21 protein-coding genes and 2 tRNA genes are annotated in these 25179 nt (G+C 68.4%); 15 read left to right on the forward strand and 8 right to left on the reverse strand.

The genetic code is table 11. The features are described from left to right. Position 1: 1 nt before the first annotated feature. A complete protein-coding gene (locus Hbl1158_RS07925) occupies positions 2 to 685 on the reverse strand; it encodes a PHP domain-containing protein (protein ID WP_234296217.1) in 684 nt (227 codons plus the stop codon). 127 nt (positions 686 to 812) lie between these two features. Here Hbl1158_RS07925 and purL point away from each other — a divergent pair, with 127 nt between their 5' ends. Further along, positions 813 to 2999: a phosphoribosylformylglycinamidine synthase subunit PurL gene (gene purL, locus Hbl1158_RS07930; RefSeq protein ID WP_234296220.1), complete on the forward strand. Its 2187-nt coding sequence runs from the start codon at positions 813 to 815 to the stop codon at positions 2997 to 2999. A 16-nt stretch (positions 3000 to 3015) separates the two neighbouring features. Here the strand turns inward: purL and Hbl1158_RS07935 are convergent, their stop codons facing one another. Beyond that, complete coding sequence (locus Hbl1158_RS07935; protein WP_234296221.1) at positions 3016 to 3174, reverse strand: hypothetical protein; 159 nt, start codon at positions 3172 to 3174, stop codon at positions 3016 to 3018. Between the two features lie 155 nt (positions 3175 to 3329). Here Hbl1158_RS07935 and Hbl1158_RS07940 point away from each other — a divergent pair, with 155 nt between their 5' ends. Both Hbl1158_RS07940 and hisF read left to right on the forward strand, forming a co-directional pair. Further along, positions 3330 to 3656 (forward strand): hypothetical protein, encoded by a 327-nt coding sequence (locus tag Hbl1158_RS07940; RefSeq protein WP_234296222.1) that lies wholly within the window; start codon positions 3330 to 3332, stop codon positions 3654 to 3656. A gap of 198 nt (positions 3657 to 3854) precedes the next feature. After that, positions 3855 to 4682 (forward strand): imidazole glycerol phosphate synthase subunit HisF, encoded by an 828-nt coding sequence (hisF, locus tag Hbl1158_RS07945; RefSeq protein ID WP_234296226.1) that lies wholly within the window; start codon positions 3855 to 3857, stop codon positions 4680 to 4682. Positions 4683 to 4772: 90 nt separating this feature from the next. Here the strand turns inward: hisF and Hbl1158_RS07950 are convergent, their stop codons facing one another. Both Hbl1158_RS07950 and Hbl1158_RS07955 read right to left on the reverse strand, forming a co-directional pair. Beyond that, positions 4773 to 5078, reverse strand: a complete 306-nt coding sequence (locus Hbl1158_RS07950; protein WP_234296228.1) for a DNA-directed RNA polymerase subunit L — start codon at positions 5076 to 5078, stop codon at positions 4773 to 4775. Positions 5079 to 5164: 86 nt separating this feature from the next. Beyond that, positions 5165 to 6196: an MBL fold metallo-hydrolase gene (locus tag Hbl1158_RS07955; RefSeq protein WP_234296230.1), complete on the reverse strand. Its 1032-nt coding sequence runs from the start codon at positions 6194 to 6196 to the stop codon at positions 5165 to 5167. Between the two features lie 338 nt (positions 6197 to 6534). On the opposite strand from Hbl1158_RS07955, the gene Hbl1158_RS07960 reads away from it, so the two are divergent. Then, positions 6535 to 7743 carry a PAS domain-containing sensor histidine kinase gene (locus Hbl1158_RS07960; protein WP_234296232.1) on the forward strand — a complete coding sequence of 403 codons (1209 nt, stop codon included), beginning with the start codon at positions 6535 to 6537 and terminating at the stop codon, positions 7741 to 7743. 42 nt (positions 7744 to 7785) lie between these two features. On the opposite strand, the gene Hbl1158_RS07965 is transcribed toward Hbl1158_RS07960, so the two are convergent. Together Hbl1158_RS07965 and Hbl1158_RS07970 are read right to left on the reverse strand one after the other, a co-directional pair. Continuing rightward, the gene (locus Hbl1158_RS07965) at positions 7786 to 8436 is read right to left on the reverse strand and encodes a uracil-DNA glycosylase family protein (RefSeq protein WP_234296233.1); all 651 of its coding nucleotides are present in this window, start codon (positions 8434 to 8436) and stop codon (positions 7786 to 7788) included. A gap of 136 nt (positions 8437 to 8572) precedes the next feature. Beyond that, positions 8573 to 9046 carry a DUF5793 family protein gene (locus Hbl1158_RS07970; RefSeq protein ID WP_234296234.1) on the reverse strand — a complete coding sequence of 158 codons (474 nt, stop codon included), beginning with the start codon at positions 9044 to 9046 and terminating at the stop codon, positions 8573 to 8575. Between the two features lie 105 nt (positions 9047 to 9151). On the opposite strand from Hbl1158_RS07970, the gene Hbl1158_RS07975 reads away from it, so the two are divergent. The 6 genes from Hbl1158_RS07975 (at position 9152) to Hbl1158_RS08000 (ending at position 15855) form a co-directional block, all read left to right on the forward strand. Next, positions 9152 to 9685 (forward strand): hypothetical protein, encoded by a 534-nt coding sequence (locus Hbl1158_RS07975; protein ID WP_234296235.1) that lies wholly within the window; start codon positions 9152 to 9154, stop codon positions 9683 to 9685. A 182-nt stretch (positions 9686 to 9867) separates the two neighbouring features. Further along, positions 9868 to 11580: a type II/IV secretion system ATPase subunit gene (locus Hbl1158_RS07980; RefSeq protein WP_234296236.1), complete on the forward strand. Its 1713-nt coding sequence runs from the start codon at positions 9868 to 9870 to the stop codon at positions 11578 to 11580. A gap of 3 nt (positions 11581 to 11583) precedes the next feature. Continuing rightward, positions 11584 to 13749, forward strand: a complete 2166-nt coding sequence (locus tag Hbl1158_RS07985; RefSeq protein ID WP_234296237.1) for a type II secretion system F family protein — start codon at positions 11584 to 11586, stop codon at positions 13747 to 13749. Further along, positions 13746 to 14462, forward strand: coding sequence for a class I SAM-dependent methyltransferase (locus Hbl1158_RS07990; RefSeq protein WP_234296238.1), 717 nt, complete (start codon positions 13746 to 13748; stop codon positions 14460 to 14462). The genes Hbl1158_RS07985 and Hbl1158_RS07990 overlap by 4 nt, the downstream gene beginning before the upstream one ends. A gap of 125 nt (positions 14463 to 14587) precedes the next feature. Continuing rightward, a complete protein-coding gene (locus Hbl1158_RS07995; RefSeq protein ID WP_234296242.1) occupies positions 14588 to 15697 on the forward strand; it encodes an NAD(P)/FAD-dependent oxidoreductase in 1110 nt (369 codons plus the stop codon). An 86-nt stretch (positions 15698 to 15783) separates the two neighbouring features. Then, a tRNA-Gly gene (locus Hbl1158_RS08000) sits at positions 15784 to 15855 on the forward strand. A gap of 111 nt (positions 15856 to 15966) precedes the next feature. On the opposite strand, the gene Hbl1158_RS08005 is transcribed toward Hbl1158_RS08000, so the two are convergent. Then, positions 15967 to 17271, reverse strand: a complete 1305-nt coding sequence (locus tag Hbl1158_RS08005; protein WP_234296244.1) for an MFS transporter — start codon at positions 17269 to 17271, stop codon at positions 15967 to 15969. 124 nt (positions 17272 to 17395) lie between these two features. Next, positions 17396 to 18325 carry an HD domain-containing protein gene (locus Hbl1158_RS08010; protein WP_234296246.1) on the reverse strand — a complete coding sequence of 310 codons (930 nt, stop codon included), beginning with the start codon at positions 18323 to 18325 and terminating at the stop codon, positions 17396 to 17398. A 244-nt stretch (positions 18326 to 18569) separates the two neighbouring features. On the opposite strand from Hbl1158_RS08010, the gene Hbl1158_RS08015 reads away from it, so the two are divergent. The 5 genes from Hbl1158_RS08015 (at position 18570) to Hbl1158_RS08035 (ending at position 25178) form a co-directional block, all read left to right on the forward strand. After that, positions 18570 to 18872: a twin-arginine translocase TatA/TatE family subunit gene (locus Hbl1158_RS08015; RefSeq protein ID WP_234296247.1), complete on the forward strand. Its 303-nt coding sequence runs from the start codon at positions 18570 to 18572 to the stop codon at positions 18870 to 18872. A 48-nt stretch (positions 18873 to 18920) separates the two neighbouring features. Further along, positions 18921 to 18993: transfer RNA gene (locus Hbl1158_RS08020), tRNA-Arg, on the forward strand. A 492-nt stretch (positions 18994 to 19485) separates the two neighbouring features. Then, positions 19486 to 22590, forward strand: a complete 3105-nt coding sequence (locus Hbl1158_RS08025; RefSeq protein ID WP_234296249.1) for an ATPase, T2SS/T4P/T4SS family — start codon at positions 19486 to 19488, stop codon at positions 22588 to 22590. After that, positions 22591 to 24654 carry a type II secretion system F family protein gene (locus Hbl1158_RS08030; RefSeq protein ID WP_234296251.1) on the forward strand — a complete coding sequence of 688 codons (2064 nt, stop codon included), beginning with the start codon at positions 22591 to 22593 and terminating at the stop codon, positions 24652 to 24654. Next, positions 24651 to 25178 carry a hypothetical protein gene (locus Hbl1158_RS08035; protein ID WP_234296253.1) on the forward strand — a complete coding sequence of 176 codons (528 nt, stop codon included), beginning with the start codon at positions 24651 to 24653 and terminating at the stop codon, positions 25176 to 25178. The genes Hbl1158_RS08030 and Hbl1158_RS08035 overlap by 4 nt, the downstream gene beginning before the upstream one ends. Position 25179: the final 1 nt, after the last annotated feature.

The raw sequence follows: 25179 nt of genomic DNA on the forward strand, positions 1-25179 counted from the left end.
CTCAAAACAGGTCGTCGACGCGGCGACCGATCCGGCGCTTCGCCCCGCCGGCGGCCTGCCGGAAGGAGATGTACCACGGCGTGCGCTTGCCGACGACGCTCGTGCGCCCCTCGCGGATCGCCTCGAGGATCGACGCGACCGAGCGCTCGTCCGCACCGACCTCCGTGACCGCCTGGCCCACCATTTCGGCGATGTGCGCGTCGCTGCCGGCGGTCATCGGCACGCCGTGGTTTACTGCGAACGACTCCGCCTGGCGGTTCGAGCGACCGGTCAAGAGTCGGGAGTTGTACACCTCGATGGCGTCGGCGCTGGCCAACTGCTCGTCTGTGATGTGGGGCGCGACGCCGTGGCGCGAGGACTGAAACGGGTGCGGGATCACCGCCAGCCCACCCTGATCGCGGATCCGGTCGAGCGTCTCGTCGTACTCGAGGCCGGCGGGGATCAGCTCCTCGATGCCGAACGCGAGGACGTGGCCCGCGGCGCTGGTGATCTCCATGCCCGGGATGCCGACGAGTCCGTAGTCGTCCGCCAGGTCGACGGCCTCGAGGCTCGCGTCGAGTTCGTCGTGGTCGGTGACCGCCAGGGCGTCGAGGCCGACTGCGGCCGCCTGTTCGAGGAGCATATCGACGGGGTCGCGGCCGTCGTGCGAGAGCGCGGAGTGACTGTGCAGCTCGACCGATAGCACGCCCTGAGCTTGTCGTGGCTCCTAAAAAGGAGTCCGGTCCGGTCGGTGTCGCCCGGGACCGAGACGGTGTATCCATATCCGTGCGCATAGAAAGCCATTTGAGACCGACCGATCACCGTACACGTGAATGCCCCTCGCCGACGCGGACCGCGAACTGGTGGAGGCGGAACTCGGACGGGAGCCGACCCGGGCCGAGTCCGCGCTGTTCGAGAACCTCTGGAGCGAGCACTGCGCGTACCGGTCCTCCCGGCCGCTCCTCTCGGCGTTCGACAGCGAGAGCGACGACGTGGTGATCGGCCCCGGCGACGACGCCGCGGTCGTCGCGCTCGACGGCGACACCTACGCCACGCTCGGCATCGAGAGCCACAACCACCCCTCCTACGTCGACCCGTTCGACGGGGCGGCCACGGGCGTGGGCGGCATCGTCCGCGACACCATGTCGATGGGCGCGTACCCGATCGCGCTGGCGGACTCGCTGTACTTCGGCGGCTTCGACCGCGAGCACTCGAAGTACCTGTTCGAGGGCGTCGTCGAGGGGATCAGCCACTACGGCAACTGCATCGGGGTCCCCACCGTCGCCGGTTCGGTCGCCTTCGACGAGGGCTACGAGGGGAACCCGCTCGTCAACGTCGCCTGCGTCGGGCTCACCACTCCCGATCGGCTCGTCACGGCGACCGCTGAGACGCCCGGAAACGAGCTGGTGCTCGTCGGCAACGCCACCGGACGCGACGGCCTCGGGGGCGCGTCCTTCGCCAGCGAGGACCTCGCGGAGGACGCCGAGACCGAGGACCGTCCCGCCGTCCAGGTGGGCGACCCGTACGCCGAGAAGCGGCTTATCGAGTGCAACGAGGCGCTCGTCGACGAGGGGCTGCTCGTCGCCGCCCGCGACCTCGGGGCGGCCGGGCTCGGCGGCGCGTCCTCCGAACTCGTCGCGAAGGGCGGACTCGGCGCGGCGATCGAACTCGACCGCGTCCACCAGCGCGAGCCGAACATGAACGCCATGGAGATCCTGCTGGCCGAGAGCCAGGAGCGCATGGTGTACGAGGTTCGCCCGGAGGACACGGACCGCGTCGCCGAGTTGGCCGAGCGCTTCGACCTCGGCTGCTCGGTCATCGGCGAGGTGACCGACGGCAACTACGTGTGCACCTTCGAGGGCGAGACGGTCGTCGACGCCCCGGCGGAGTACCTCGCCGACGGCGCGCCGATGAACGACCTCGCGCGCGAGGAGCCCGAGCAGCCCGAACGCGACCTGCCGGGTCTCGTCGCCGGCGACGACAGCGGCGTCGACGCTGACGACACCGACGCGGACCCCGACGGCGACGCGCTTCGCGAGGCGTTCGAGGCGGTCGTCGCCGACCCGAACACGGCGAGCAAGCGCTGGGTGTACCGCCAGTACGACCACGAGGTCGGCGTCAGGACGGCCGTCCGCCCGGGCGACGACGCCGCGGTCATGGCGATCCGCGAGGCCGAGACCGAGTCGGGCGAGCCGCTGGGACTCGCACTCTCGTCGGGGGCCGAGCCCCGCTGGACCGCCGTCGCGCCGTACGAGGGCGCGCGCGCCGTCGCGCTGGAGAACGCGACGAACCTCGCGGCGAAGGGCGCGACCCCGCTGGCGGCGGTCGACTGCCTCAACGGCGGCAACCCGGAGAAGCCGGACGTGTACGGCGGCTTCGCCGCGGCGGTCGACGGCCTCGCGGCGGCGTGTGCGGACCTCTCGATCCCGGTAGTCGGCGGCAACGTCTCGCTGTACAACGACTCCGTCGCGGGACCGATCCCGCCGACGCCGACGCTCGCGGTCATCGGCACCCGCGAGGGCGTCGACGCCCCGCCGGCGTCGGTGTCGGGGGAGGGAACGCTCCTGCACGTCGGCGCACCCGGCGGCGCGCTCGGCGGCTCCCGATACCTCGCACACGCCGGCGGCAGCGACCGGTTCCCCGACCTCCCTGACGACGCGCCCGAGGTGGTGGAGGCGCTCTCGACCGTCGCCGACGCCGACGCCACCCGCGCGGTCCACGACGTGAGTCACGGCGGGCTCGCCGTCGCGCTCGCGGAGGTGGTGACCGACGAGACCGGCGCTGACGTGGCCGTCGACGACGCCCTCGCGCTGTTCGACGAGACGCCCGGCCGGGCGGTGATCGAGACGACCGACCCCGGGGCCGTGCGGGCGGCCTTCGACGGGATCGCTCCCGTCTCGGAACTCGGGACCGCGACCGACGACGGGTCGCTGTCGCTGTCGGTCGACGGCGTGGAACTGACGTACGACGCCGACGCGATCCGCGACCTCCGTGGGGTCATCGAGCGAGAGCTCGTCTGAGGGGTCGCGACGCCGCTCAGATCAAAAGCAGCGGGACGACGAACGCGACGACGACGCCCGCGAGGGCGATGAGCGCCCCGATTCCGACCTGGCGGCCGGTCGCGTCCTGCATCGGCGAGGTGACGCGCTCGTAGTCGAACTCCTTGAAGTGGTCGTGATCGTGGTGGTCGGCCATGCTCGGCGGTGGGTGTGCGGACGGGAAAAAATCACCTATCCGTCGGGTCGCAGACGACGACGAGGGATGCGATCGGCCGGTCGTGGCAGACGCCCCCGATCAGGTCGTCACAGACGGCCACAATCACTAAGTGACGGACAGGCGCGAGGTGTGGCATGTCCCTCCCCGGCCGCGAGGCCGCGCTACGGCGCGTGCAGCGTGCCGCCCGACGAAACGAGTACGTCGCCGAGACGGTGTGGTGGAGCGTGTTCGTCTGTTACGCGATCGCGGTCGGAGCCGTCGGACTCGGCGGCGTCGTCGGTGGCGTGTACGTCTACCTCAGATACGTGTTCCCGATGGTCGCCGAGGCCGTCGGCCTCGAAGCGCAGGTGGTGATCGGTCTCGGCTACGTGTTCGTGCTGTTCTGTGCGCTCCACTCGGTGGTAAGCCGGATCCGACGGTGGGTGTACGGTGACGCGACGGACGCGCGCTGGAAGCGATAAGCGGTCCGTCGAACCGACGCGACACGCCGTCGACTGTGACGTACGGTCGCGGGCGTCGGCGACTCTGACGTACGGTCGCGGTCGTCGGCGACTCTGACGTACGGTCGGGCGACGCCGGCGTCGACCCGCGGTCCGCGGTCGTGCGACGCCACCGGCGACAGGCGAAACGGTGAAACCGCGTTCGGGGCTATCGGGGGTATGACTCTCACGAAACGGATCATCCCCTGTATCGACGTCGACATCGATGACGAGGGGGACGCCGCCGTCTACACCGGGGTCAACTTCGAGGACCTCAAGTACTCCGGTGACCCCGTCGAGATGGCGAAGAAGTACAACGAGACCGGGGCAGACGAGTTCGTCTTCCTCGACATCACGGCCAGCGCCGAGGGGCGCGAGACGATGCTGGACACCGTATCCGCGGTCGCCGACGAGTGTTTCATTCCCCTGACGGTCGGCGGCGGCATCCGCACGAAGGCCGACATCAAGGAGACGCTCCGGGCCGGCGCGGACAAGGTGTCGATCAACTCCGGGGCCATCGCGAACCCGGACCTGATCACCGACGGAGCGGACGCCTTCGGCAGCCAGTGCATCGTCATTTCGGTCGACGCGCGCCGCCGCTTCGACGACGAGGGCGACCACTACGTCGAGGTGGAGCGCGACGGCGAAACCGTCGAGTGCTGGTTCGAGTGCACGATCAAGGGCGGGCGAGAGGGAACCGATATGGACGTGGTGACGTGGGCGAAGGAGGCCGAGGAACGCGGCGCTGGCGAGCTGTTCGTCAACTCCATCGACGCCGACGGCACCAAGGACGGCTACGACATCCCCCTCACGAGGGCCGTCTGCGACGCCGTCTCGACGCCCGTCATCGCCTCCTCCGGTTGCGGGGGCCCCGAGGACATGGAGGAGGTGTTCCTCGAGGCGAACGCGGACGCCGGCCTCGCGGCCAGCATCTTCCACTTCGACGAGTACGGAATCGACGAGGTGAAGCGCTATCTCGACGAGCGCGGCGTTCCCGTGCGACTCTGAGACGAGAAGTTCGGTCGGCTACGGGGGGATTCGTTCGACGACGGAGTGATTCGTTCGGTTACGGAGCGATTCGCCGTCGCGGGTCCTGATTCAGGCCGCGGCGTCGGCCTCGTCGAACGCGGCCTCGACGTCGCCGTACAGCGTTTCGAGCCGGCCGGAGATACCGTCGGCGGCCTCCGAGAGCGCGTCGAGCGGGTCGAGTCCCTCCTCGGTCTTGATCGAGAGGATCGGCTCGGTCTGACCGCCGGACTGCTCGGGGTTCATGTCGTAGGTCGCCGCGACGACGCCGTCGGCCTCGAGGAGTTGCCCCTTCAGCACGTTCATGAAGGTGTGGTCCTCGCCCGCGACCTCGATGCGGAGTTCCTCGTCGGTCTTGTCGATGACGCGAAGTTCCATTGCCTGAGGATTCGCCCGAGGCGGGTTTCAACCTTGTGTTCCGGGCGCTCGCGGGAGGCGAACGACGCGTCGGACCGTCCGACTCCTCACGTCTCCGATTCCTCCCACTCGACGACGCGGTCGATCCCCGACTCCGGGAACAGCGCGTCGACGGCAACCCCGTCGGCGGGTTCGGTCAGCGCGTAGGCGTCGTCGTCACGCTCGACCACGCCCGCGCTGGCGAGGTGTTCGAGGTGGGCGAACGCCTCGCCGGGACCGTGGAGCACGTGGATGCCGTGGAGGTCGCCGAACAGCGCGGCGCTGACCTCCCACGGCGTCGACGGACCCCGGTCGGCGAGCACGTCGACGACGTTCTCGGTCCGCTCGACGTGGTGTCGGAGGATCGTCGCCGCGCGACCCGCCGGGTCGTCGATGCGGTCGCGGTGGCCCGGCCACGCGACGGCCGGATCGAGGTCGATCAGCCGCGTGAGACTGTCGACGTAGCTGGCGAGCGGATCCTCGACGCGCACGTCCGCACCGCCGACGTTCGGAGTGTACTTCGGGAGAATGGCGTCGCCGACGAACGCCCCGTCGGTCGCGGGGTCGTGAAACGCGGTCAGCCCGGCGGCGTGGCCCGGGAGGTGGACCGCCTCGAGAGTCCGGTCGTTGACCGCGACGGCGTCGCTGTCGGCGAACGGCGTCACGTCGCAGGGCTCGCCAGAGAGATCCGCGTGGTCGTCCATGTACGCCACCAGTTGCTCGCGAGTGTCGTCCGGCATCCCCCACTCGCGAAACGCCGCCGCTTGGAGGTCGCGCATCTCAGACAGGCTGTCCTCGTCGCCGGACACCAGCGGAGCGTCGGCCTCGTGGGCGTGAACCGTCGCACCGGACTCGGCCTGGATCGCGCCGGCGAGGCCGGCGTGGTCGTAGTGCCAGTGGGTCAAGAGCACCCTGTCGACGTCGCCGACGGCGTAGCCGAACTCGTTCAGCCCCGCCGCGAGGTCGTCGCGGACCGCCGACGTGGCGACGCCGGCGTCGACCAGGACGAGCTCGCCGGTCTCGTCCTTCTCGGAGCCGTCGAGCACGTAGACGTTGTTGAGGCCCTCGAAGACGGTGTTAGTGAGACGGATCCGCTTCATGCCGGGAGTGGTTCCCCGCGGGTGAAGAAGCCTTCCGACTCGGTCGCGTCCGCGTCGTTCGACGGAGCGCGTGCACACGGTCGCGGCGGAACCGCGGACTGGGACAGTTTGATACGGTGTCGGTACGATGATCAGTCCGTAATGTCAGCCGGGGAGTGGTCCCACCGGCGGCGTCGCCACCGAGAGAAAGCCGGGGGAGGCGCGTGAGCTGGCACGCGGTAGCGTTCGTGGCGGCCGGGGTTCTCGGGGGCGTTGCCGCCGGAGTAGCCTCGTTCGCGCTCCGACGACGCCGGGCCGACTCCGGCCCGAGCGGGGAGGCCGATAGCGACGGACGTGCCGTGGGCGACAGAGCGGGCGTGGGAGACGGCGTGACCGTGGGAGACGGCGGGACCACAGATCCCGCAGAACGGGCCCGCAGCGTCGCGCTCGCGGAACTCGATGACGGGGTCGTGATCCTCGACGACGACGGAACCGTCGTCGACTGCAACGTCGCGGCGGCGACCGCGCTCGGGACCGACCGTGAAGATGTCGTGGGCCGATCGCTCGCGGCTGTCGACTCCGAACTCGCGGAGATCGTCGGCGAGACCGACCCCGAAGCGGCGACGGATCCCGCGGAGCCGGCGGACATCGGAACCCCGACCGAGGATCCGACGGACGACGCGAACCCGTCGACAGACGGACCGCAGTACGTCAGACGGATGGAGGGTGGCGACAGGCACTACGAGGTCCGGGTGTCGGCGGTCGACCGCGACGCGCCCGCCGGGCGGATCGTGACGCTCCGCGACGTGACCCGTCGACACCGTCACCGCCGCCGGCTGAGCGTCCTCAACCGGGTGATCAGACACGACCTCCGTAACGAGATGAACGTCGTGTTGGGATACGCCGAGATCCTCGAGGAGGAGATCGGAAGGCTGGACGGACACGGACGCGACGCCCGCGTCGGCGAGGAGCGCGACGAGGGATACGACCGGAGGAGCGAGAGCGACGGCGACGGAACCGGTCCTCGGGCGGCGGTCGAGCGGATCACCGAGGCGGCAGAGTCGATGCTCGAGTTGTCAGGGCAGGTCCGCGAGGTGGAGGCGACGCTCGACGCACGGGTGTCCGGGAACGCCCGCCTGGACGTGGCGGCGCTCGTTCGCGTGCACGCCGAGTCCCTGCGCCGTAACGAGCCGGCGGCGACGATCACGCTCGAGGCTCCGGAGGAGGCGTGGGTCAGCGCCAGCGACCTGATCGACGCGGCCGTCGAGAACGTCCTGTCGAACGCTATCGAGCACAGCCACCGCACGGAACCGCGGGTGGACATCGCCGTCCGCGAGGCCGACGACCGCGTCGAGGTCGTCGTCGCCGACGACGGGCCCGGGATCCCCGAGCAGGACCTGGAGACGTTCCGCGCCGACGCGGAGACGCAGATCACGCACTCCTCAGGGTTCGGACTGTGGCTCGTCGTGTGGCTCGTCGAGGAGTCCGGCGGCGACGTGGCCTTCGACGTGACCGAGTCGGGGACGACGGTGACGCTCAGGCTCCCCGCCGCCGAGCCTCCGGAGTGAGATCGCCACCGACGCGGGTCAGGCACCGCCGCGATCGGGATGCTACCGGACCAGATACGGGTCTGACCCGGCGATGAAACGGCCGAGGTCGGACTCCCGACGGTAGTCCGTCGACTGGAGCGTGTCGAGGCCGGCGACGAGGCGGTCGGCGTCGCCGTCGACCCACTCGGCGGGGTCCTTGATCGGAACCACGAGCCAGCCGGAGCCGCGGATCTCCGTCCCGTGGAGGGCGTCCATGTCGACCTCGGTGTCGGCGATGCGCGCGGTGTAGTTCGCCAGGACGTGACGGGTGGTCCGCGCGCCGACCGGGAGAAGGACGTGGGCGGCGATGGCGCGGAGTTCGGCGTCGAAGAAGCGCTCCATGTCGTCGTAGGAGGCCGGCGTCGGGTCACCGTCCTCGCCCAGTCGGTCGCCCTCGGCGACGCACATGTGGAGGTACGAGAGGAAGGTGGACGCCACGTCCGGTTCGTGGCCGGCGGCGTCGAGGAGTCCCGCCCGGACGAGCGCCCCGAGCAAGCGGTCGCCGGCGTCGGAGCCGGTGAACGGCACGCCGGTCTCGACTCCCCCGTGGACCCCCGGGTGGTCGCCCGCGACGTGGAAGTCGGCGTTGGCGTCGCCGTAGCCGGGGACGAACCGCTCACAGTCGGGGGTCATTCCGAAGGGATTCGAGACGCGGTCGGTGACGTTCTTCACGCACCCTCGTAGGCGACGAGCGGGGCAAGGCACTTGCGGTTCCCGCGGTGTCGCTGGAAGTCGAGATCGACCGGGGGCGAGATCCGAGACGGCGACAGAGAGGGAGAAGGGCCGTGGGCGTGAGACCCAGAGCCGGCTACAGTTCGACGCCGGAGGGGATGAGGCTCTCGCGGCGCAGGAGGTTTCCGTTCGCGTCGTACACGAGGAACGTCTCCTTCTCGTAGGTGACGAGCGGTTCCCCGTCGAGTTCGATGTCGACGCGGTAGCTGCCGTCGCCGTCGTCGGCGCGGCCGTACTCGCGGGCCGCGCGGATAAATCGGAGCACGTCGTCGGCGCGCTCGTTGAGTTCGAGCACGAAGTCGCCGGTGATCCGGTTGGTGACGCCGACGACGCCCTCGGCGTCGGGGTCGCGTTCGTGATCCGAGCGCAGGCGGAACGCCACGTCGGTCTCGCCGGCCGAGAGGAGTTCGTCGTCCGTGCCCGTGAGCCGCTCGCGAAGCGTGTCCTCGGGGCCGTGGAAGTCGATGGAGACGGTCGGTTTTTCCGGGTCGCCCTCGTCGTCGACCCAGTCGATGTTGTCGACCTTCAGCTCGAAGTGATCGCGCCTCATTCCGTTGGCTGTGCTTGGGGATCGGTGTGTAAGTACGTAACGCCCGGGGCGATTGTCGGGAACCGGTCCCGGCCATTTATCCCGGCGCGACGTGGGTCGAGGTACATGGTCTGGGTACGCTCGGAGTACGCGGGGGAGCTGGCGGTGTTGTCCACCTGGGTCACGGCGCTGCTCCCGTGGAACGTCTTCTACGGCGTCGTCGGCGGGGGGACGGCCCTGTTCATCCGGTTTCCGCTCCTCCAGATCCGCTACACCACGGGGATTCCCCTGGTTCAGGCGACGACGCTGTCGGATCCGGTCTCGGCGTATCTGCTCCAGGCGGGTACGTCAGTTCAGGTCGCGTACGGCCTCTGGGTCGTCGGCGCGGCGGTCTACCTCGTCGCGCTCGCGGCCTCCGTGTACTACTATCGCAACGAGGCGGCCGCCGAGTCGTGGTCGGTCGACCCCGTCTCGCTACTTGGCGGCCTCCTCGTCGCCAGCGCGGTCGCGTTCCTGGCCTCCTCGGCGCTGTTCCCCGAACGACTGTTCGGGCTCTCCCTCGGCCTCGGCGGCGGACTGCCGGGAGTGTCTGTCCCCGTCGGCGCGGTGATCCAACTCGCGCTCGGCGGGGTGCTCCTCCGCGCCGAACGGGTCGCGTGAGGCCGTGATCGGGTCGGCATCGGCGTCTCCCGATCCGCGACCGCGACGATACCAGAAACCGCAACCGCGACCGCGACGCCGCCGCCGTCGTGACGAAGCCGATCGGGACGCGACGCGTCGCACGGCCGCGGAACTGGTGGTGAAGTTAAGTACCGGACCTCCCTACGAGGCGTAACTGCGCCATGTCCGGGGACACCGTCGAGCCGAGGTCGGGTGAGAGTCGCCTCGACGCGCTCCGTCGGCAAGTCTCGCGGACGATCGAGGTGCTTCGCGGCACCGACATCGACGTGCGCCCGTTTCGCCCCGGAGAGGACGGCCCGCTCGCGGGGTTCGATCCCGATCCGGACCACGAGGAGATCGACCGCTACTGGGTGAACGCCCCGTACGCGTACATCGTCGTCACCTACGATACCGTCGAGGACAAACACCTGTACAACGTCGTCGAGCCCGAACTCGACGACTTCGAGTTGTCGCTGCTCCAGCGCATCGTCGACGACATCCGCGACCCGCTCCTCTACAGCGGCGACGTGGAGCGCGCCGACGAGGACACCCTCCGCCGGGAGCTGGAGGCGCTGCTCGAACAGTACGGCGTCGACGCGGACATGTCGACGTATCACACGCTGCTATACTACCTGCGGCGCGATTTCCGCGGCTTCGGCAAGGTCGACGCGCTGCTGTCGGACCGTCACATCGAGGACATCTCCTGTGACGGCTACGACCTCCCGCTGTTCGTCTATCACGACGACTACACCGACATCGAGACGAACGTCGTCTTCGGGGAGGAGGAGCTCGACAACTACGTCATCAGGCTGGCCCAGCAGTCCGGCCGGCACATCTCCGTCGGCGACCCCATCGTCGAGACGACGCTTCCGGACGGCTCCCGGGCGGAACTCGCGCTCGGCGAGGAGGTGACGCCGCGGGGGTCGGCGTTCACCATCCGGCAGTACGCCGAGGAGCCGTTCACGCCGATCGACCTGATCGACTACGGGACGTTCTCGATCGAGCAGATGGCGTACTTCTGGCTCTGTATCGAGCACAACAAGAGCCTCATTTTCGCCGGCGGCACGGCCTCGGGGAAGACCACCTCGATGAACGCCGTCTCGATGTTCATCCCCCCGCGCTCGAAGGTGCTCACGATCGAGGACACCCGCGAGCTGTCGCTGTATCACGACAACTGGCTCTCGTCGGTCACCCGGGAGCGGACGGGAGAGGGCGAGGACATCGACATGTACGACCTCCTGCGCTCGGCGCTGCGACACCGGCCGGAGTACATCATCGTCGGCGAGGTGCGCGGCGAGGAGGCGCTCACCCTGTTCCAGGCGATGAACACGGGCCACACCACCTTCTCGACGATGCACGCCGACTCCATCGAGACGGTGATCAACCGCCTGGAGAACGAGCCGATCAACGTCCCGCGGGCGATGGTGCGCTCGCTCGACATGCTGTCGGTGCAGACGCTCACCCGCTTCGGGGGCGACCGGGTTCGGCGCGCGAAGACCGTCGGCGAGATCGGCGACATCGACCAACGGACCGGGGAGTTGGACTACTCGTCGGTGTTCAGTTGGGACGCCGAATCGGACAGCTTCCGGCGGAACGACTCGGTCCTCCTCGACGAGATCCAGGCCGAGCGCGGGTGGAGCCGGAGCGAACTGCTCTCGGAGATGCGTGACCGGCGGCGCTTCCTCACCCACCTGCGCGACCAGGGCGTGACCGACTACCGCCGGTTCACGGCGCTGGTCAACGAGTACTACGCCGACTCGGACCGCGTGATGGACCGGATCGAGGCGGCCGAGGACGCCGACGAGACTGTCGAGGCGGACGAGGCGCTCGTCGATGCGGGGGGCGCATCCGTCGAAACCGAAGACGAGTCGACCGGGGACGACGGCGGGGGCTGACGGATGGTGCTCTCGTACCTCCCGTTGGTGGCGGCGCTGGCGCTGCTTGCCCCGCCGGTGGCGGCCCCGTGGAACCGACGGGCGAACCTCGTCGTGACCCGGGTCGCCGTCCTGGTGTTCGGGACGTACGTCGCCGAGTCCAATCCGCGCAAGCACGACCAGCAGGAGCGGATCCGCGCGACGCACATGGGCGTCACCCATCGGATGTACACCTCGAAGACGCTGCTGTACGCTACGATCTCGGGGGTCTCCGGGAGCGTGATCGGGGTGTACGCCGCGGCGGCGACGCTCGCGCTGCTCCGGATCGGCGGGGAGACGATCCGGGCGATGGTGCCGCCGCAGTTGGGATTCCTCGCGGGGTTGACGCAGATCGGTGCCCTCGGCGTCGGAGAGCTGTTCCCGTTGCTGTTGATCTCCTCGGCGACCGTCGGGGCCGGATCGGCCGTCGCCGTCTACCTGTTCCGGTGGAAGATCCTCGACCAGCGGGCGCAGGCGCGCGCCGGTCAGGTGGAGGCGACGCTCCCGCGGACGGTCGCGTTCGTGTACGCGCTGTCGCGCTCGGGCATGTCGTTCCCCGTCGTGTTGAACACGGTGACGCGGAACGAGGACGTGTACGGCGAGGCGGCCCGCGAGATCGGCGTCGCCGTGCGCGACATGAACACCTTCGGGACGGACGTGCTCACGGCCTTAGAGCGGATGTCGTCGCGTACTCCCTCCGAGAACATGTCCGAATTCGGTGAGAACCTCGCGTCTGTGCTCGGTAGCGGTCGGAGCCTCACGGAGTTCCTGCGCGGCCAGTACGACCGATACCAGGAGGAGGCGGAGTCACAGCAGGAGCAGTACCTCGAACTCCTCTCGACGTTCGCGGAGGCGTACGTGACCGTGTTGGTCGCGGGGCCGTTGTTCTTCATCACGATCCTCGTCGTCATCGGGCTGGTGCTTCAGGACACGGTTCCGATTCTCCGAGTCGTCGTCTACGCCGGGATCCCGCTCGCGAGCGTCGGCTTCGTGGTCTACATCGACTCGATCACCCGCTCGGAGGGCGAATCCGGCGGACTCGACCGGAACGTGCGCGACCCGCGGGTCGTCGGCGCGGCGAACGCCAGGATCGGGACGAGCGCGACGACGGAGGGAGCGCGCACGGACGGCGGCGTCGCCGATGCGGGCGACCTCGGGTCGACCGTCGGATCGCCGGGCGGGAACGACCGATGGACCGCCAGCAGGGAGCGACTCGCCGTCTACGATCGGCTGGAGCGACTCATCGACGTCGCGGGGCGACCGCTGGAGATGATGCTGGTCCGGCCGTCGCTGACGGCGACCCTGACCGTTCCGTTCGGGCTGTGGTGGGTGTGGGCGCGGACGGGGTCGATCCCGCTGTCGCCGCTCCCGCTGGCGCGACTGTTCGACTCGCCGGTGATCGAGGCGACGCTGTTCGCGCTTCTGGCCTACGGGATCGCCTACGAGATAGACAAGCGTCGGACGCGGGCGATCGAACGCGCGGTTCCGGACTTTCTCGACCGGATGGCGAGCATTAACGAGGCGGGCATGACGGTCGTCGAGAGCATCGAGCGACTCACCCGGTCGGACCTCGACCGGCTCACGCCGGAGGTGCAGCGCGCGTGGCGGGACATTCAGTGGGGAGCGGACGCCTCGACGGCGCTGGAGCGACTCCGGGATCGCACCGGGTCGCCGATGGTGTCGCGGTCGGTCGCGCTGATCACGAACGCGATCGCCGCCAGCGGCGAGGTCGCGCCCGTTCTCGAGATCGCCGCCGACGAGGCGCGCGCGACCAGACTGCTTCGCAAGGAGCGCCGGCAGGTGATGATCACGTACCTGATGGTGATCTACATCTCCTTCGCGGTGTTCATCGGCATCATCGCGGCGCTGACCGTGGCGTTCATCCCGGCGATCGAGGGGGCACAGCTCTCGGGCGCGACCGGGGGGATCAGCAGCCCGGTCGGAGGGTCGGTCTCCACCGGCGGGATCGGCGACCTGGGCGGCGTCAACATCGACCAGTACATCGTGTTGTTCTATCACGCCGCCGCGATCCAGGGCGTCTGTTCGGGGCTCATCGCGGGCCAACTCGGCGAGGGGAGCGTCAGCGACGGGGTGAAACACGCCGCAGTCATGCTGTTGGCCGCGTACATCACGTTCGTCTTCATCGGATGACCGGCGACGCAGAGGCCGACGGCGACACGATCGAAGCGGGCGATACCGACGGCACCGACGGCGAGAGCCGCGCCGGCGACGTGGCGGCGACGTACGACCGCATCGCCGAGCACTTCTCGAAGACCCGCGAGTACGCCTGGCCGGAGGTGTCCTCGTTTCTCGACGCTCGCACCGGGAGGCTCGGACTCGACGTCGGATGTGGAAACGGTCGACACAGCGGGCCGCTCGCCGACCGCGTCGATCGGGTCGTCGGCGTCGACGCGAGCGTCGCCCTCCTCCGGGAGGCTCGCGACCGGGCCGCGCGCCGCGGGTACGCGGATCGAGTCTCGTTTCTCCCCGGGGACGCCGCGCGGGTGCCGATTCGCACGGACGCTGTGGACCTCGCGGTGTACGTCGCGGCGGTGCATCACCTCCGACCGCGCGAGCGTCGCGTGGCGTCGCTCGCGGAGGTCGCCCGCGTGCTCACCACCGACGGCCGCGCGGTCGTGAGCGCGTGGAGCACGGCCCACGACCGGTTCGACGCCGACGCGGACGCGGCGACGGGGTTCGACACCGAGGTCGACTGGACGCTCCCGGGCGGAAAGACTGTCCCGCGATTCTACCACATCTACGCCCCCCGCGAGTTCGAGGCGGACCTGGCGAGCGCCGGACTCGAGACCGTCGAGTCGTTCGTCTCCAGCGGGAACTGCTACGCCGTCGTCGCGCCCGAGTGAGTCGGTCCCGGCGTCGCCCGCGACGCGGCCGACGCGCGTGATCCGTGCTACCGGACTCCGGGGAAGTGCGTCCCGCGCACGACCGGACGCGTTTTTATACTACGGAGGGACCTAACCACGGACAGATGACTACTGACGGTGAGTTCGATTTCGACGTGACGGTCGTGGGCGGCGGTCCCGCCGGGCTGACGAGCGCGCTGTATGCGACCCGATTGGGGCTGGACACGCTCGTCGTGAACCGCGGCGGCGGCCGGGCGGCGATGATGCGCGACACCCACAACGTCATCGGCGTCACCGAGGAGACCTCCGGCAACGAGTTCCTCCAGACGGCACAAGAGCAGGTGCAAAGCTACGGCGGGGAGTACCGCCGCGGCTTCGTCGAGGACGTCGAGGCGCTCGGAGCCGCCGTCGCCGCCTCCGACGCCGGCAGCGACGACGCGCCGACGGGCTTCCGCGTCGACACCGCCGACGAAGAACTGACGACCCGCCGGGTCGTCCTCGCGACGGGATTCTCGGACGAACGGCCGGACCCGCCGCTCCCGCGGACGGGGATGGGCCTGCACTACTGCCTGCATTGCGACGCGTACATGTTCGTCGACGAGCCGGTGTACGTGATGGGCGCGGGCGACTCGGCGGCGTACGTCGCGATGATCATGCTGAACTTCACCGACGAGGTGGACGTCCTCCTCCGCGACGAGGAGCCGGAGTGGTCCGACGACACCGCCGAGATGCTGGAGAACCACCCGGTCGACGTGATCCGCGAGGAGATCACCGGGATGGAGAAGGACGACGACGGGTGGTTGGAAAGCTTCGAATTCGAGGACGGCACCGTCCGCGAGTACAAGGGGGGATTCCCGATGTACGGCTCGGACTACCACGCCGAACTCGCCGGCGGACTCGGGCTGGAGCGCGAGGACTCCGGGGAGGTCGCCGTCGACGACCACGGCCGGACCTCCGTCGACGGCGTGTACGCCGTCGGCGACCTGACGCCCGGTCACAACCAGATTCCGGTCGCGATGGGCGAGGGCGCAAAGTGCGGCATCGCGATCCACATGGACCTGCGGGCGTTCCCGCGCTCGACCGACGAGATCGAGGAACTCGGCCCGGTGTCGGAGTCGGAGGTTCCGGCAATCTCCCCCGAGCTGATGGCCACCGCCGTCACCCACGAGGGCCACGCCGCGGGGGCGCGCGAGGGAGTCGACGGTATCGAGAGCGAGGCGTCCGCCGACGACTGAGGCCGGGACGACGCGGAGTCGTCCCCCCGACCGCGAACGGTAAGCCCCTTATTCTTCGACGCAGTAGCGTGAGGTGACGATATCGAGCGCTGGTGGTCTAGTTGGTATGACAATGGCCTTCCAAGCCATCGACCCGGGTTCAAATCCCGGCCGGCGCATACCGTCTCGAACGAATGTGAGAGGCGTGTGTCCGCCTCGACGGCGATTTGAATCAGGGAGCGTCGAGCGAGGCGAGCGGTGCTTGTGCTGGTACTCGGAACCGAATCCCGTCAGTCGTCGGCCAGGTCGGCGTCCACGTCGATCGCTTCCGCCCGCGCCGACGCGCGACGGAAGACGAACCAGAACACCATCGAGGCGACGACGATGAACCCGGCGGCGGTGTAGAACGCGACGCTCGTGGAGACGTATTCCTTGATCGCCCCGATCCCGACGGGACCGGCGACCTGTCCGACCTTCCAGGAGATCGACCGAAGACTCATCGCCGAGGCGACCGAGTCGTAGCGTTCGCCCTCCTCGACGAACAGCGCCATGCTGGCGGGCAGCCGGATCGAATCGGCGATCCCGAGGATCATGTACGCCGCAAAGAGGCTGAAGAACGCTCCGCCGAGCACCTGTTCGCCGCCGAAGGCGGCGAATCGGACCGGATCGATCGTCCCCTCGAAGTAGTAGCTCAGCGGGATGAGCGCGGTGCCGAGGCCGTACAGGAGCGCGCCGGCGACGACGAAGTACTCCTTTTTCCCCACGCGGTCCGTGAGGTCGCCGACGTACCCCTGGGTGAGCGCCTTCGTCAGCCGTCCGCCGGCGAGGATCCACCCGATCGCGAAGGCGGTCGTGCCGAACTCCGTGCGGGCGAGGATGGGGAGGAAGATGATGACCGCCATCTTCCCGACCGAGAACGCCAGCCTGAACACGACGAGCGCGCGGATCATCGGGAGATTCAGCAGCGCCTTCAGCGTGTCCAGTCCGCCGCCTGCGTCGTTCTCGGTGCCGCCGCCGGGGTCGTCCCGAAGCGCGCCGAACACGAGCACGAACGCGCCGAGCGTGACCCCCGTGAGCACGAGGTAGGTGAGGGTGAACCCCTGGGTGAACAGGAGGTAGCCGCCGACCACGTCCCCCGCGAGACTGGAGAACGCCGCCACCTGGTTGTACGACCCGAGCCAGCGGCCGTTCTGGTCGTCGGGGGCGATCGTCCCCACGACCGTCGAGCCGGTGATCCACAGGATCGACGCGCCGATCCCCTGGAGCATCCGAACGAGGATGACGTGGGTGGCGCTGTCGACGAGGATGAAGCCGAAGAACACGACGACGTTGACCAGCAGGCCGCCCAGGAGCCACCGCTTGGCGTTGCCGGTGTCGATCTTCCGGCCCAGGGGGAGGACGATGAGCAGTTGGACGACCGCGAACGCGGTCCCGAACAGCCCCTCGACGGTCCCGGTCGTGTCGTACTGCCCGGCGTACAACGCGAGGGCGATCAGCACGGTCGAGTACGCCTGACTGCGCGCGAACGCCGTGCCTGCCAGCGCCGCGAACTCCCTGTCACGGAGGAGCGCGACGGAGCTACCGAACTGCGCCACTGTTACGTTCCGAAACACACAGCGGTCGCTTAAACTTCGTCATCCCGGACGGCTTCGTGGTGGACTCACACGACGCGAATCGCGACCCGGCTGTCGCTCCGGTCGACTCAGAGTCCGACCGATCTCACAGCTCGATACGTTCGACCAACTGGTCGTCGCTTTTCGTGTTGATCGCGACGATGCGGACCTGATCCTCGATGAGCGAGTCGCGAAGCTTCGCTTTGAGAAGCCCGTCGACCTGATAGACGCCGGCGGCGTTCACCATCTCGATCTCCACGAGGACGGGGACCGCGTCGCCGTCCCGCCCGTCGTCGCCGGGCTTGAGTTCGACGCTGTCGATCGCACGCGACGAGAGGGTGTTGATCCCGCGCCCGCCCTTCTCGTAGGGGATGCGCGAGCGCCCTCGCTCCATGTCGAGGGCGTCGGCGACGCGGATGACGCCGGCCTCCCGCGTCAGCGGCGTCTCCTCGGTGTGGTGACAGAGGATCGCGTGCAGCACCTCCGCTTTGACGCGGACGCGTTCGTCGACGCCGTAGTAGTCGAACTGCTGGAGAATACGGTCGAGCACGTCCGCAGCCAGCGGGATCGAGTAGTACGCGTGGTCGTCGCGGTGGACGACGTGGCCGATGTCGTGGAGCGTCGCCGCGAGCGCGATGATCACCGGCTCGTCGGCCTCCGCCAGCCCCTGATCGCTCGCGCCGTTGAACGCGACGCCGCCGCGTTTGAGCAACTCGTAGAGGCGAAGCGCCCGATTGCGGACGATCTCGATGTGCTTCGCGCCGTGGTCGTTGTACCCCTTCCGAGTGACGGCGTTGACGTTCTGCGCGCGGAGGTACGTCTGGATCTCGGAGTCGGACTCGATCGCCGCCAACACGTCGTTGAGGCGCTCGTCCGGGAACGAGTGGTCACTGTCGGGACGGTACTTCCGGCTCTCGTCGGCGTCGTCGCTGCCGGTGTCATCGGTGTCGTCGCTGTCGACATCATCGGTGTCCTCGATGGCCCCGTCGTCGTGCGTGCTCGCGTCGCTCGCGCCGGGTGCGTCTGCGTCATTCATGCGCCGGGAGACGAGGCCCGGTCGCAAAAGCCCTCCCTTCGGGCCGCTGGCGGCCGCCTCGGTTGGGGAGGGACGGATCGAGATCGGTCGCCCCCGATCGCCCCTGGTCGCGGAGGATTCGGGGGCGTGGGCGGAACGCCTGAAGACTGCGTTTCGGCGGCGTTCGGAGTCGTGAGCCGCTGTGTCTGCGATCCCGCTCGGTCCAAAAAGCCTATAATCGGCAGCGGGTAAGCCGCAGGTAGAGATGTTCACCACCCTACCGCTGTTCGGTGCCATCCCGGGCGGGCCCGAGATGCTCATCATCCTGCTCGTGTTGGTGCTGCTGTTCGGCGCGAACAAGATCCCGAAGCTCGCTCGCTCCACCGGGCAGGCGATGGGCGAGTTCAAGAAGGGCCGCGAGCAGGTCGAAGAGGAGCTTCAGGAGATGCAGGAGGGCGAACTCGACGAGGACGACGAGGAGTTCGTCGCCGACGCGGATTCGACGGTCGCCGACACGGACTCGACGGTCGCCGAGACCGAAACGGAGACCGACACCGAGCGGAACTGAGCCGGCATCCCGGACGGTTTTTACTCTCCGCCCGACCACGCCCACGCGGGGCGTGTGGCCAAGCGGATACGGCGAGCGGTTCCTAACCGCTAGATCGCGGGTTCGAATCCCGTCACGCCCGTCTTCGTTCGCTTCGCTCACTCGACGGTCGCGACGTAGTCACACTCGCTCACTCCGTTCGCTCGCGTGACTCCCGTCACGCCCGCTATCGTGTCGAGCGAAGCGAGACCGATAGTGTCTCGTGCGGGATTCGAAGTAGACGAGTCGTAGCCCGCGCAGCGAAGCGAGCAGGACCGTCTCGGCGTGGTTCGAATCCCGTCACGCCCGTCTTCGTTCGCTTCGCTCACTCGACGGTCGCGACGTAGTCACACTCGCTCACCCCGTTCGCTCGCGTGACTCCCGTCACGCCCTCGACGCGACACCGCGACGAACGAAGCGAACAGGTCTGACCCCGGTTCGAGTCCCGCAATCCGTCTTCGTTCACTCGGTTGAATCGATACGGCCCAGATTTCGGAATCAGCCGTCTCGAACGTGCTACTCGGCCGTCAGGAGTATTTTCATCGATGATACGGAGGGCAAGCATTTAACGTAGTCCCGGAAGTGGTCATGGGTAATGGCAACCGACGACGCCGAGGTGTCCCCTCACGCCGGCCCCGACGAGTCGCCGGGTGAGGAGACGCCTTCGGGGGATGCGGCGGTCGTCGGGGAGTACACGTGGGACGACTTCCTCGCGGAGCACGGTCACGAGGACGCGGCCGAGGCCCTCGCCGAGCGCCTCAGGACCGAGGTAGTCGAAGAGGACGAGGACGGCGAGGAAGTCGTGCGGATCGAAGTCCGCGCGGCGACCGTCGAGGACCTCGACGCCGTCGGCGTCACCGACGCCGTCGCCGACGCGCTGGGGATCGACCCCGGCGACGTGTCGTCGGTCGTCGGTTCGGCCGGCGCGCTCGGCGAGTCGATCGCGGCCCGCTCCCCGCTGCTCGCGTACGACGAGACCCCGGTCTGGAAGGACATCTACACCTGGGACGACTACCGCGAGGAGTACTTCCTCGACGAGAACGGCGACCCCCCGACCGACGACGAGGACGAACCGCTGGAGTTCACCGACGAGGACAAGGCCGAGGCCCTCGGCTTCGACCCGAACCGCGTCGAGGAGACGCTCGGGCACCTCGCGAGCCGAACGCCCGAACTCGAGGCGGTGATCGACGAACGGACGGTGAACGTCGCCGAGGACGTGGACGAGGACGCCTTCTTCAGCGACGCCGCGGGGACGACGACGGTGGCGAACCGCTACGACCTCGAAAAGGCGGTCCCGATGGACAAGAAGCCCACCTTCCGCGAGGAGGACCGCTACTGGGTGAACGAGCCGTACTCGTTCGTCATCGTCTTCCACTCGACCAAGGAGAACGAGAAGAAGTACTACGTGGTCGAGCCGTACCGCAACCCCATCGAGACGGACCTGGTGGAGTTCCTGGAGGGGAAGCTCCGGTCGGCGATCAAGTACGCCGACGAGGGCGAGGTCGCCGGCGACGAGGACCACCGGCGGTCGGTCATCCGCGAGGAGACGTACGACCTGCTGGACCGGTACGACCTCTACGCGAACGACGGCGGCCCCGAGCTCGGCGACAAGTTCGCCGACCTCCTCGGCATCGACGCCGAGGGCGGCGGCGCGGCGGCCCGCCTGGTCCGCGCGCTCGGGGTCGCGCCGCGGGAGTCCGACGGGGAGATCGAGGGGATCGCCGCCCGGCCGGAGCCGGCCGTCCTCGCGGAGGACCCCGACACGCTCACGGAGTACACAGTAACGAAGGCGCTGTACTACCTCGAACGCGACTTCGTCGGCTACGAGCGCATCGACGGGATCAAACACGACATCAATGTCGAGGACATCTCCTGTGACGGCTACAACTCCCCCGTCTTCGTGTACCACTCCGACTACGAGCAGATCATCACGAACGTCTACCACGGCGAGCAGGAACTGGACGACTTCGTCGTCAAACTCGCCCAGCGATCGGGGAAGGGCATCTCCAAGCGGCGGCCGCAGGTCGACGCCACCCTGCCGGACGGGTCACGGGCGCAGTTGACCCTCGGAAAGGAGGTGTCCGACCACGGGACGAACTACACGATCCGTCAGTTCAAGGACGTCCCGTTCACGCCGATCGACCTCATCAACTGGAAGACGTTCAGCCTCGACGAGATGGCGTTCCTGTGGCTCTGTATCGAGAACCACAAGTCGCTGATCTTCGCGGGCGGTACCGCCTCCGGGAAGACGACCAGCCTGAACGCGGTCTCGCTGTTCATCCCCTCGAACTCGAAGATCGTCTCCATCGAGGACACCCGGGAGGTCGAACTGCCCCAACGGAACTGGATCGCCTCCGTGACGCGACCCTCGTTCGCCGACGACGACGGCGGGGACGTGGACGAGTTCGACCTGCTGGAGGCCGCGCTGCGCCAGCGCCCGGACTACATCGTGATGGGCGAGATCCGCGGCGAGGAGGGTCGCACCCTGTTTCAGGTCATGTCGACCGGGCACACCACCTACACAACCTTCCACGCCGACAACGTCGGAGAGGTGCTCAAGCGGTTCACGACCGAGCCGATCAACGTCTCGAAGACGATGTTCACGGCGCTGGATCTCGTCTCGGTCCAGACGCAGACTCGCGTGCAGGGGCGGAAGGTTCGCCGGAACAAGTCGCTCACCGAGATCAACCACTACGACGCCGAGAACGACGAGATCAACGTCCAGGACGTGTATCAATGGCAGGCGGAGACGGACGAGTTCCTGAAGATGGGCGACTCGAACACCCTCCAGGAGATCATGTTCGACCGCGGCTGGGGGGTGGACAGACTCAACGACGAGCTGTTGAAGCGCCGGACCGTCATCGCGTACCTCATCGACCGCGGCCTCAACACCTACACGCAGGTCGCGGCGACGCTGCAGGCGTTCATCAACGACCCGGAGACGATCCTCTCGCTCATGGCCAACGAACGGCTGGAGGAGAGCCTGGAGGACCTCCGCGAGATGGAGTCAGTGCTCATCGACGTCGACCCCGAGAAGGAGGAGATGGTCCCCAGGCCGGAGCCCGACGAGGCGCAGTTGGACGAGGTCGAGGCGATCCTCGAGGAGGCCGAGCCGCTGCTTTCGGAGTTCCGCGGCGCACGGACAGAGGGCGTCGCGGACGCGCTCGGAAGCGTGACCCCCGCCGGCGACGTGGCGGCCGAACCCGGGGACGGCGACGAGCTATCGATCGATCCCGAAGCGGTCGAGAATGCGGATCCGTCCGGGAACAATACCCCGGCGAACGACACGGCCCGGGCGGAGACCGCCGACGGCCTGGACGCCGTGGGCGATGACCCCGTCGCCGGCGACGGGGACGCGGGCCGAGGCGATCCTGACGGCGACGTGTTCTCGGCGGTCGACCAGTTCGAGGACGCCGCCCCCGACGTGGACGGGGATCCCGAACCCGATCCCGATGCGGATTCGGCTCCCGACACCGACATCGATACCGACGAAGGTGCTGATCACGGGGGCGACGACGGAGACGCGGTCGGCGATGTCGCCGCCGGCGACGGGGAACGCGACACCGACGGAACCGGCCGAACCGACGGTACCGAATCCGATCCGGCGGACGACTCGGTCGACGAGGAGGTGATCGACGACTGGGGGTTCGGCGAGGTCGAGTCCGACGGCGACGACACGGCGGGGGCCGAGGAGGAGTAGATGAGTCTCGACACCGACGACGGCGGCTTCGGAAGCGCGCAGGGGTTCGCGGACGCCTTCTACCCTCTGTTCCAGCGGATCTTCGACGAGGACGGCGACTTCGTCGGCACCGTGAGCGAGAAGCTCACCGAGGCCCGGATGAACCAGCCCGTAGAGCTGTACGTCTCGCGGGCGCTCGGCGTCGGCGTGCTCGCGGGACTGGCGCTGTGGCTCGTCGGAACGGCCGTCGGCTGGGGCGTGTTCGCGTTCGGACTCGTCAGCCCCGAGACGTTCAGCCTCGGGATTCCCATCCGATCGCCGGAGATCGCGGCGGTGCTGGAGTCGCTACGGGAGCCGGCGGCCGTGCTGATAAGCGGGCTGGTGTTCGGGAGCGTCGGCTTCGGACTCGGCTTCGGCACGCTGATCGCGATCCCGTATCAGCGGGCCGACGCCCGCGAGCGGGAGATCAACATGTTGCTCGCGGACGCCGTCTCGTTCATGTACGCCCTCTCGGTCGGCGGATTGAACCAACTCGAGATCCTGGAGTCGATGGCGGAGGCCGAGGACACCTACGGCGAGGTGTCCCGGGAGTTCCAGAGCATCGTCCAGGAGACGAACTACTTCGGCACCGACTACCGGAACGCCGTCCGCCAGCAGTCGATAGAGACCCCCAGCGAGGAGTTCTCGCAGTTCCTCACGGACATGCTGTCGATCATCAACTCCGGCGGCGACATGGAGCGGTTCCTCTACGACAAAAAGGAGAAGCACCTCCGCACGGCCAAACAGCAGCAGGAGCTGACCCTGGAGACGCTGGAGCTGTTCGGCGAGATGTACATGACGCTGTCGCTGTTTCCCCTGCTACTCATCATCATCCTCGTCATCATGTCGATGTTGGGTCAGGGCGAGGAGTTCCTGCTGACGGCGACAGTGTACATCCTCACGCCGCTCATCGGCGTGGGCTTTCTCGTGCTCGTCTCGACGGTGAAGCAGGACGAACCGGGCGACGGCTACCTCGACCCCGGAGGCGTCGACGACCAGTTCGCAGAGGAGCAGCGCGAGGGGCTGCTCCACCTGGGTCTCATCGAGGTGTTCACCGGGGAGTTCGCGCTGTTCGACCGCGTCCGCGACCGCGAGGGGACGCACAAGACCGCGGAGCTGCTGAAGGCCCCGCACGTCTTCTTCCGGGACAATCCGCTGTTCACGCTGGCGCTGACGGTCCCGGCCGTGGTCGTCCTGCTCGCCATCGCGCTGGTGGCCGGTCGGGCACCGACCAGTTGGCAGGGGTTCGTCGACGCCCCCGTCTGGGGGACGTTCATCTGGGTGTACGTCCCCGCGTACATCACGCTGATCCCGCTGGTGATCTTCTACGAGTGGCAACAGCGCCGCCGGGCGGGCGTGACCGGTAAGCTCTCCGACAACCTCCGGAAGCTCTCGTCGGCGAACGACACCGGGCAGACCCTGCTCGAGTCGATCCGGACGACGGCGGACACCTCGACCGGGACGCTCGCCGAGGAGTTCGAGGTGATATACGCGAAGGTGAACTACGGGATGAGCCTCAGGGAAGCGCTCGTCGAGTTCAACAACAAGTACCACATTCCGCGGCTCGCGCGGACGGTGAAGCTCATCTCCGAGGCACAACAGGCGTCGAGCCAGATCACCGAGGTGTTAACGACGGCCGCACAGGCCTCGGAGAACCAGGACGACATCGAGCGCGAGCGGGTCTCCCGGACCCGGATGCAGGTGGCGATCATCCTGATGACGTACCTCACCCTGCTGGCGGTGATGGCGATCTTGAAGCTCCGGTTCCTCGACGTGCTCGCTGGGCTGACCGAGCAGGCCGCCGGTGGAGGAGGCGGCGGAGCGACCGACCAGGTGTCCGGGGGGAGCGGCCTCGGCGCGGGCGGATTCGCTGAGGGCGTGAACGTCGACCGGCTGTCGGTGCTGTTCTTCCACGCGGTGACGATCCAGGCGGTGCTGTCGGGGATCATCGCGGGCTACATCCGCAACGCCGACATCATCTCCGGAATGAAGTACGTGGTCGCGCTGTTGACGATCGCGCTCGGCGTCTGGGTGGTGGTGGCGTGAGCGACGACTTCGACCGCGACGCCGGCGGCGACGTCGACAGAGGACAGACGACCATCGACTACGCCATCGGCGTGAGCGTGTTCCTGCTGGTCGTCGCGTTCGTGTTCGCGTTCTCGCCGTCGCTGACGGCACCGTTCACCGGCGACGCGACGGACGCGGTCGTCGTCGCCGACCGGTCCGCCGACCGGCTGGCGAACGACCTGCTCGTCGCCGACCCCGCGCGTCCGGCCGCACTCGACGCCGCCTGCACCGCGGGGTTCTTCGACACCACCGAGCCCGTCGGCGACTGTCGGTACGAGACCGACGCGAGCGATCTCACGGGCGCGCTCGGGATCGGATCCCCAGTTCGGACGGCGAACGTGACCCTCGTCGACGGCGACGAGATCCGGACGCTCGGCGACGGCGGGAACGCGGTCCGACTCGCGGCCGGCCCGTCGCCGCCGCGCGGCGCGGACGTGTCGGTCGCGCGGCGGGCGGTCCTGCTCGACGGCTCGGACGCCATCGTGGTCGTGAGGGTGTGGTAAC

The organism is Halobaculum sp. CBA1158, from assembly GCF_021431925.1.
Taxonomy (GTDB): domain Archaea; phylum Halobacteriota; class Halobacteria; order Halobacteriales; family Haloferacaceae; genus Halobaculum.

What these genes read in the sequence shown, in the direction of transcription:
- Hbl1158_RS07970 (WP_234296234.1), bottom strand. Translation starts at nt 9,046, where the DNA reads ATGAGGCGCGATCACTTCGAGCTGAAGGTCGACAACATCGACTGGGTC.
- Hbl1158_RS07935 (WP_234296221.1), bottom strand. Translation starts at nt 3,174, where the DNA reads ATGGCCGACCACCACGATCACGACCACTTCAAGGAGTTCGACTACGAG.
- Hbl1158_RS07990 (WP_234296238.1), top strand. Translation starts at nt 13,746, where the DNA reads ATGACCGGCGACGCAGAGGCCGACGGCGACACGATCGAAGCGGGCGAT.
- hisF (WP_234296226.1), top strand. Translation starts at nt 3,855, where the DNA reads ATGACTCTCACGAAACGGATCATCCCCTGTATCGACGTCGACATCGAT.
- Hbl1158_RS07955 (WP_234296230.1), bottom strand. Translation starts at nt 6,196, where the DNA reads ATGAAGCGGATCCGTCTCACTAACACCGTCTTCGAGGGCCTCAACAAC.
- Hbl1158_RS08015 (WP_234296247.1), top strand. Translation starts at nt 18,570, where the DNA reads ATGTTCACCACCCTACCGCTGTTCGGTGCCATCCCGGGCGGGCCCGAG.
- Hbl1158_RS07995 (WP_234296242.1), top strand. Translation starts at nt 14,588, where the DNA reads ATGACTACTGACGGTGAGTTCGATTTCGACGTGACGGTCGTGGGCGGC.
- Hbl1158_RS07980 (WP_234296236.1), top strand. Translation starts at nt 9,868, where the DNA reads ATGTCCGGGGACACCGTCGAGCCGAGGTCGGGTGAGAGTCGCCTCGAC.
- Hbl1158_RS07940 (WP_234296222.1), top strand. Translation starts at nt 3,330, where the DNA reads ATGTCCCTCCCCGGCCGCGAGGCCGCGCTACGGCGCGTGCAGCGTGCC.
- Hbl1158_RS08025 (WP_234296249.1), top strand. Translation starts at nt 19,486, where the DNA reads ATGGCAACCGACGACGCCGAGGTGTCCCCTCACGCCGGCCCCGACGAG.
- Hbl1158_RS07985 (WP_234296237.1), top strand. Translation starts at nt 11,584, where the DNA reads ATGGTGCTCTCGTACCTCCCGTTGGTGGCGGCGCTGGCGCTGCTTGCC.
- purL (WP_234296220.1), top strand. Translation starts at nt 813, where the DNA reads ATGCCCCTCGCCGACGCGGACCGCGAACTGGTGGAGGCGGAACTCGGA.
- Hbl1158_RS08030 (WP_234296251.1), top strand. Translation starts at nt 22,591, where the DNA reads ATGAGTCTCGACACCGACGACGGCGGCTTCGGAAGCGCGCAGGGGTTC.
- Hbl1158_RS08010 (WP_234296246.1), bottom strand. Translation starts at nt 18,325, where the DNA reads ATGAATGACGCAGACGCACCCGGCGCGAGCGACGCGAGCACGCACGAC.
- Hbl1158_RS07950 (WP_234296228.1), bottom strand. Translation starts at nt 5,078, where the DNA reads ATGGAACTTCGCGTCATCGACAAGACCGACGAGGAACTCCGCATCGAG.
- Hbl1158_RS07975 (WP_234296235.1), top strand. Translation starts at nt 9,152, where the DNA reads ATGGTCTGGGTACGCTCGGAGTACGCGGGGGAGCTGGCGGTGTTGTCC.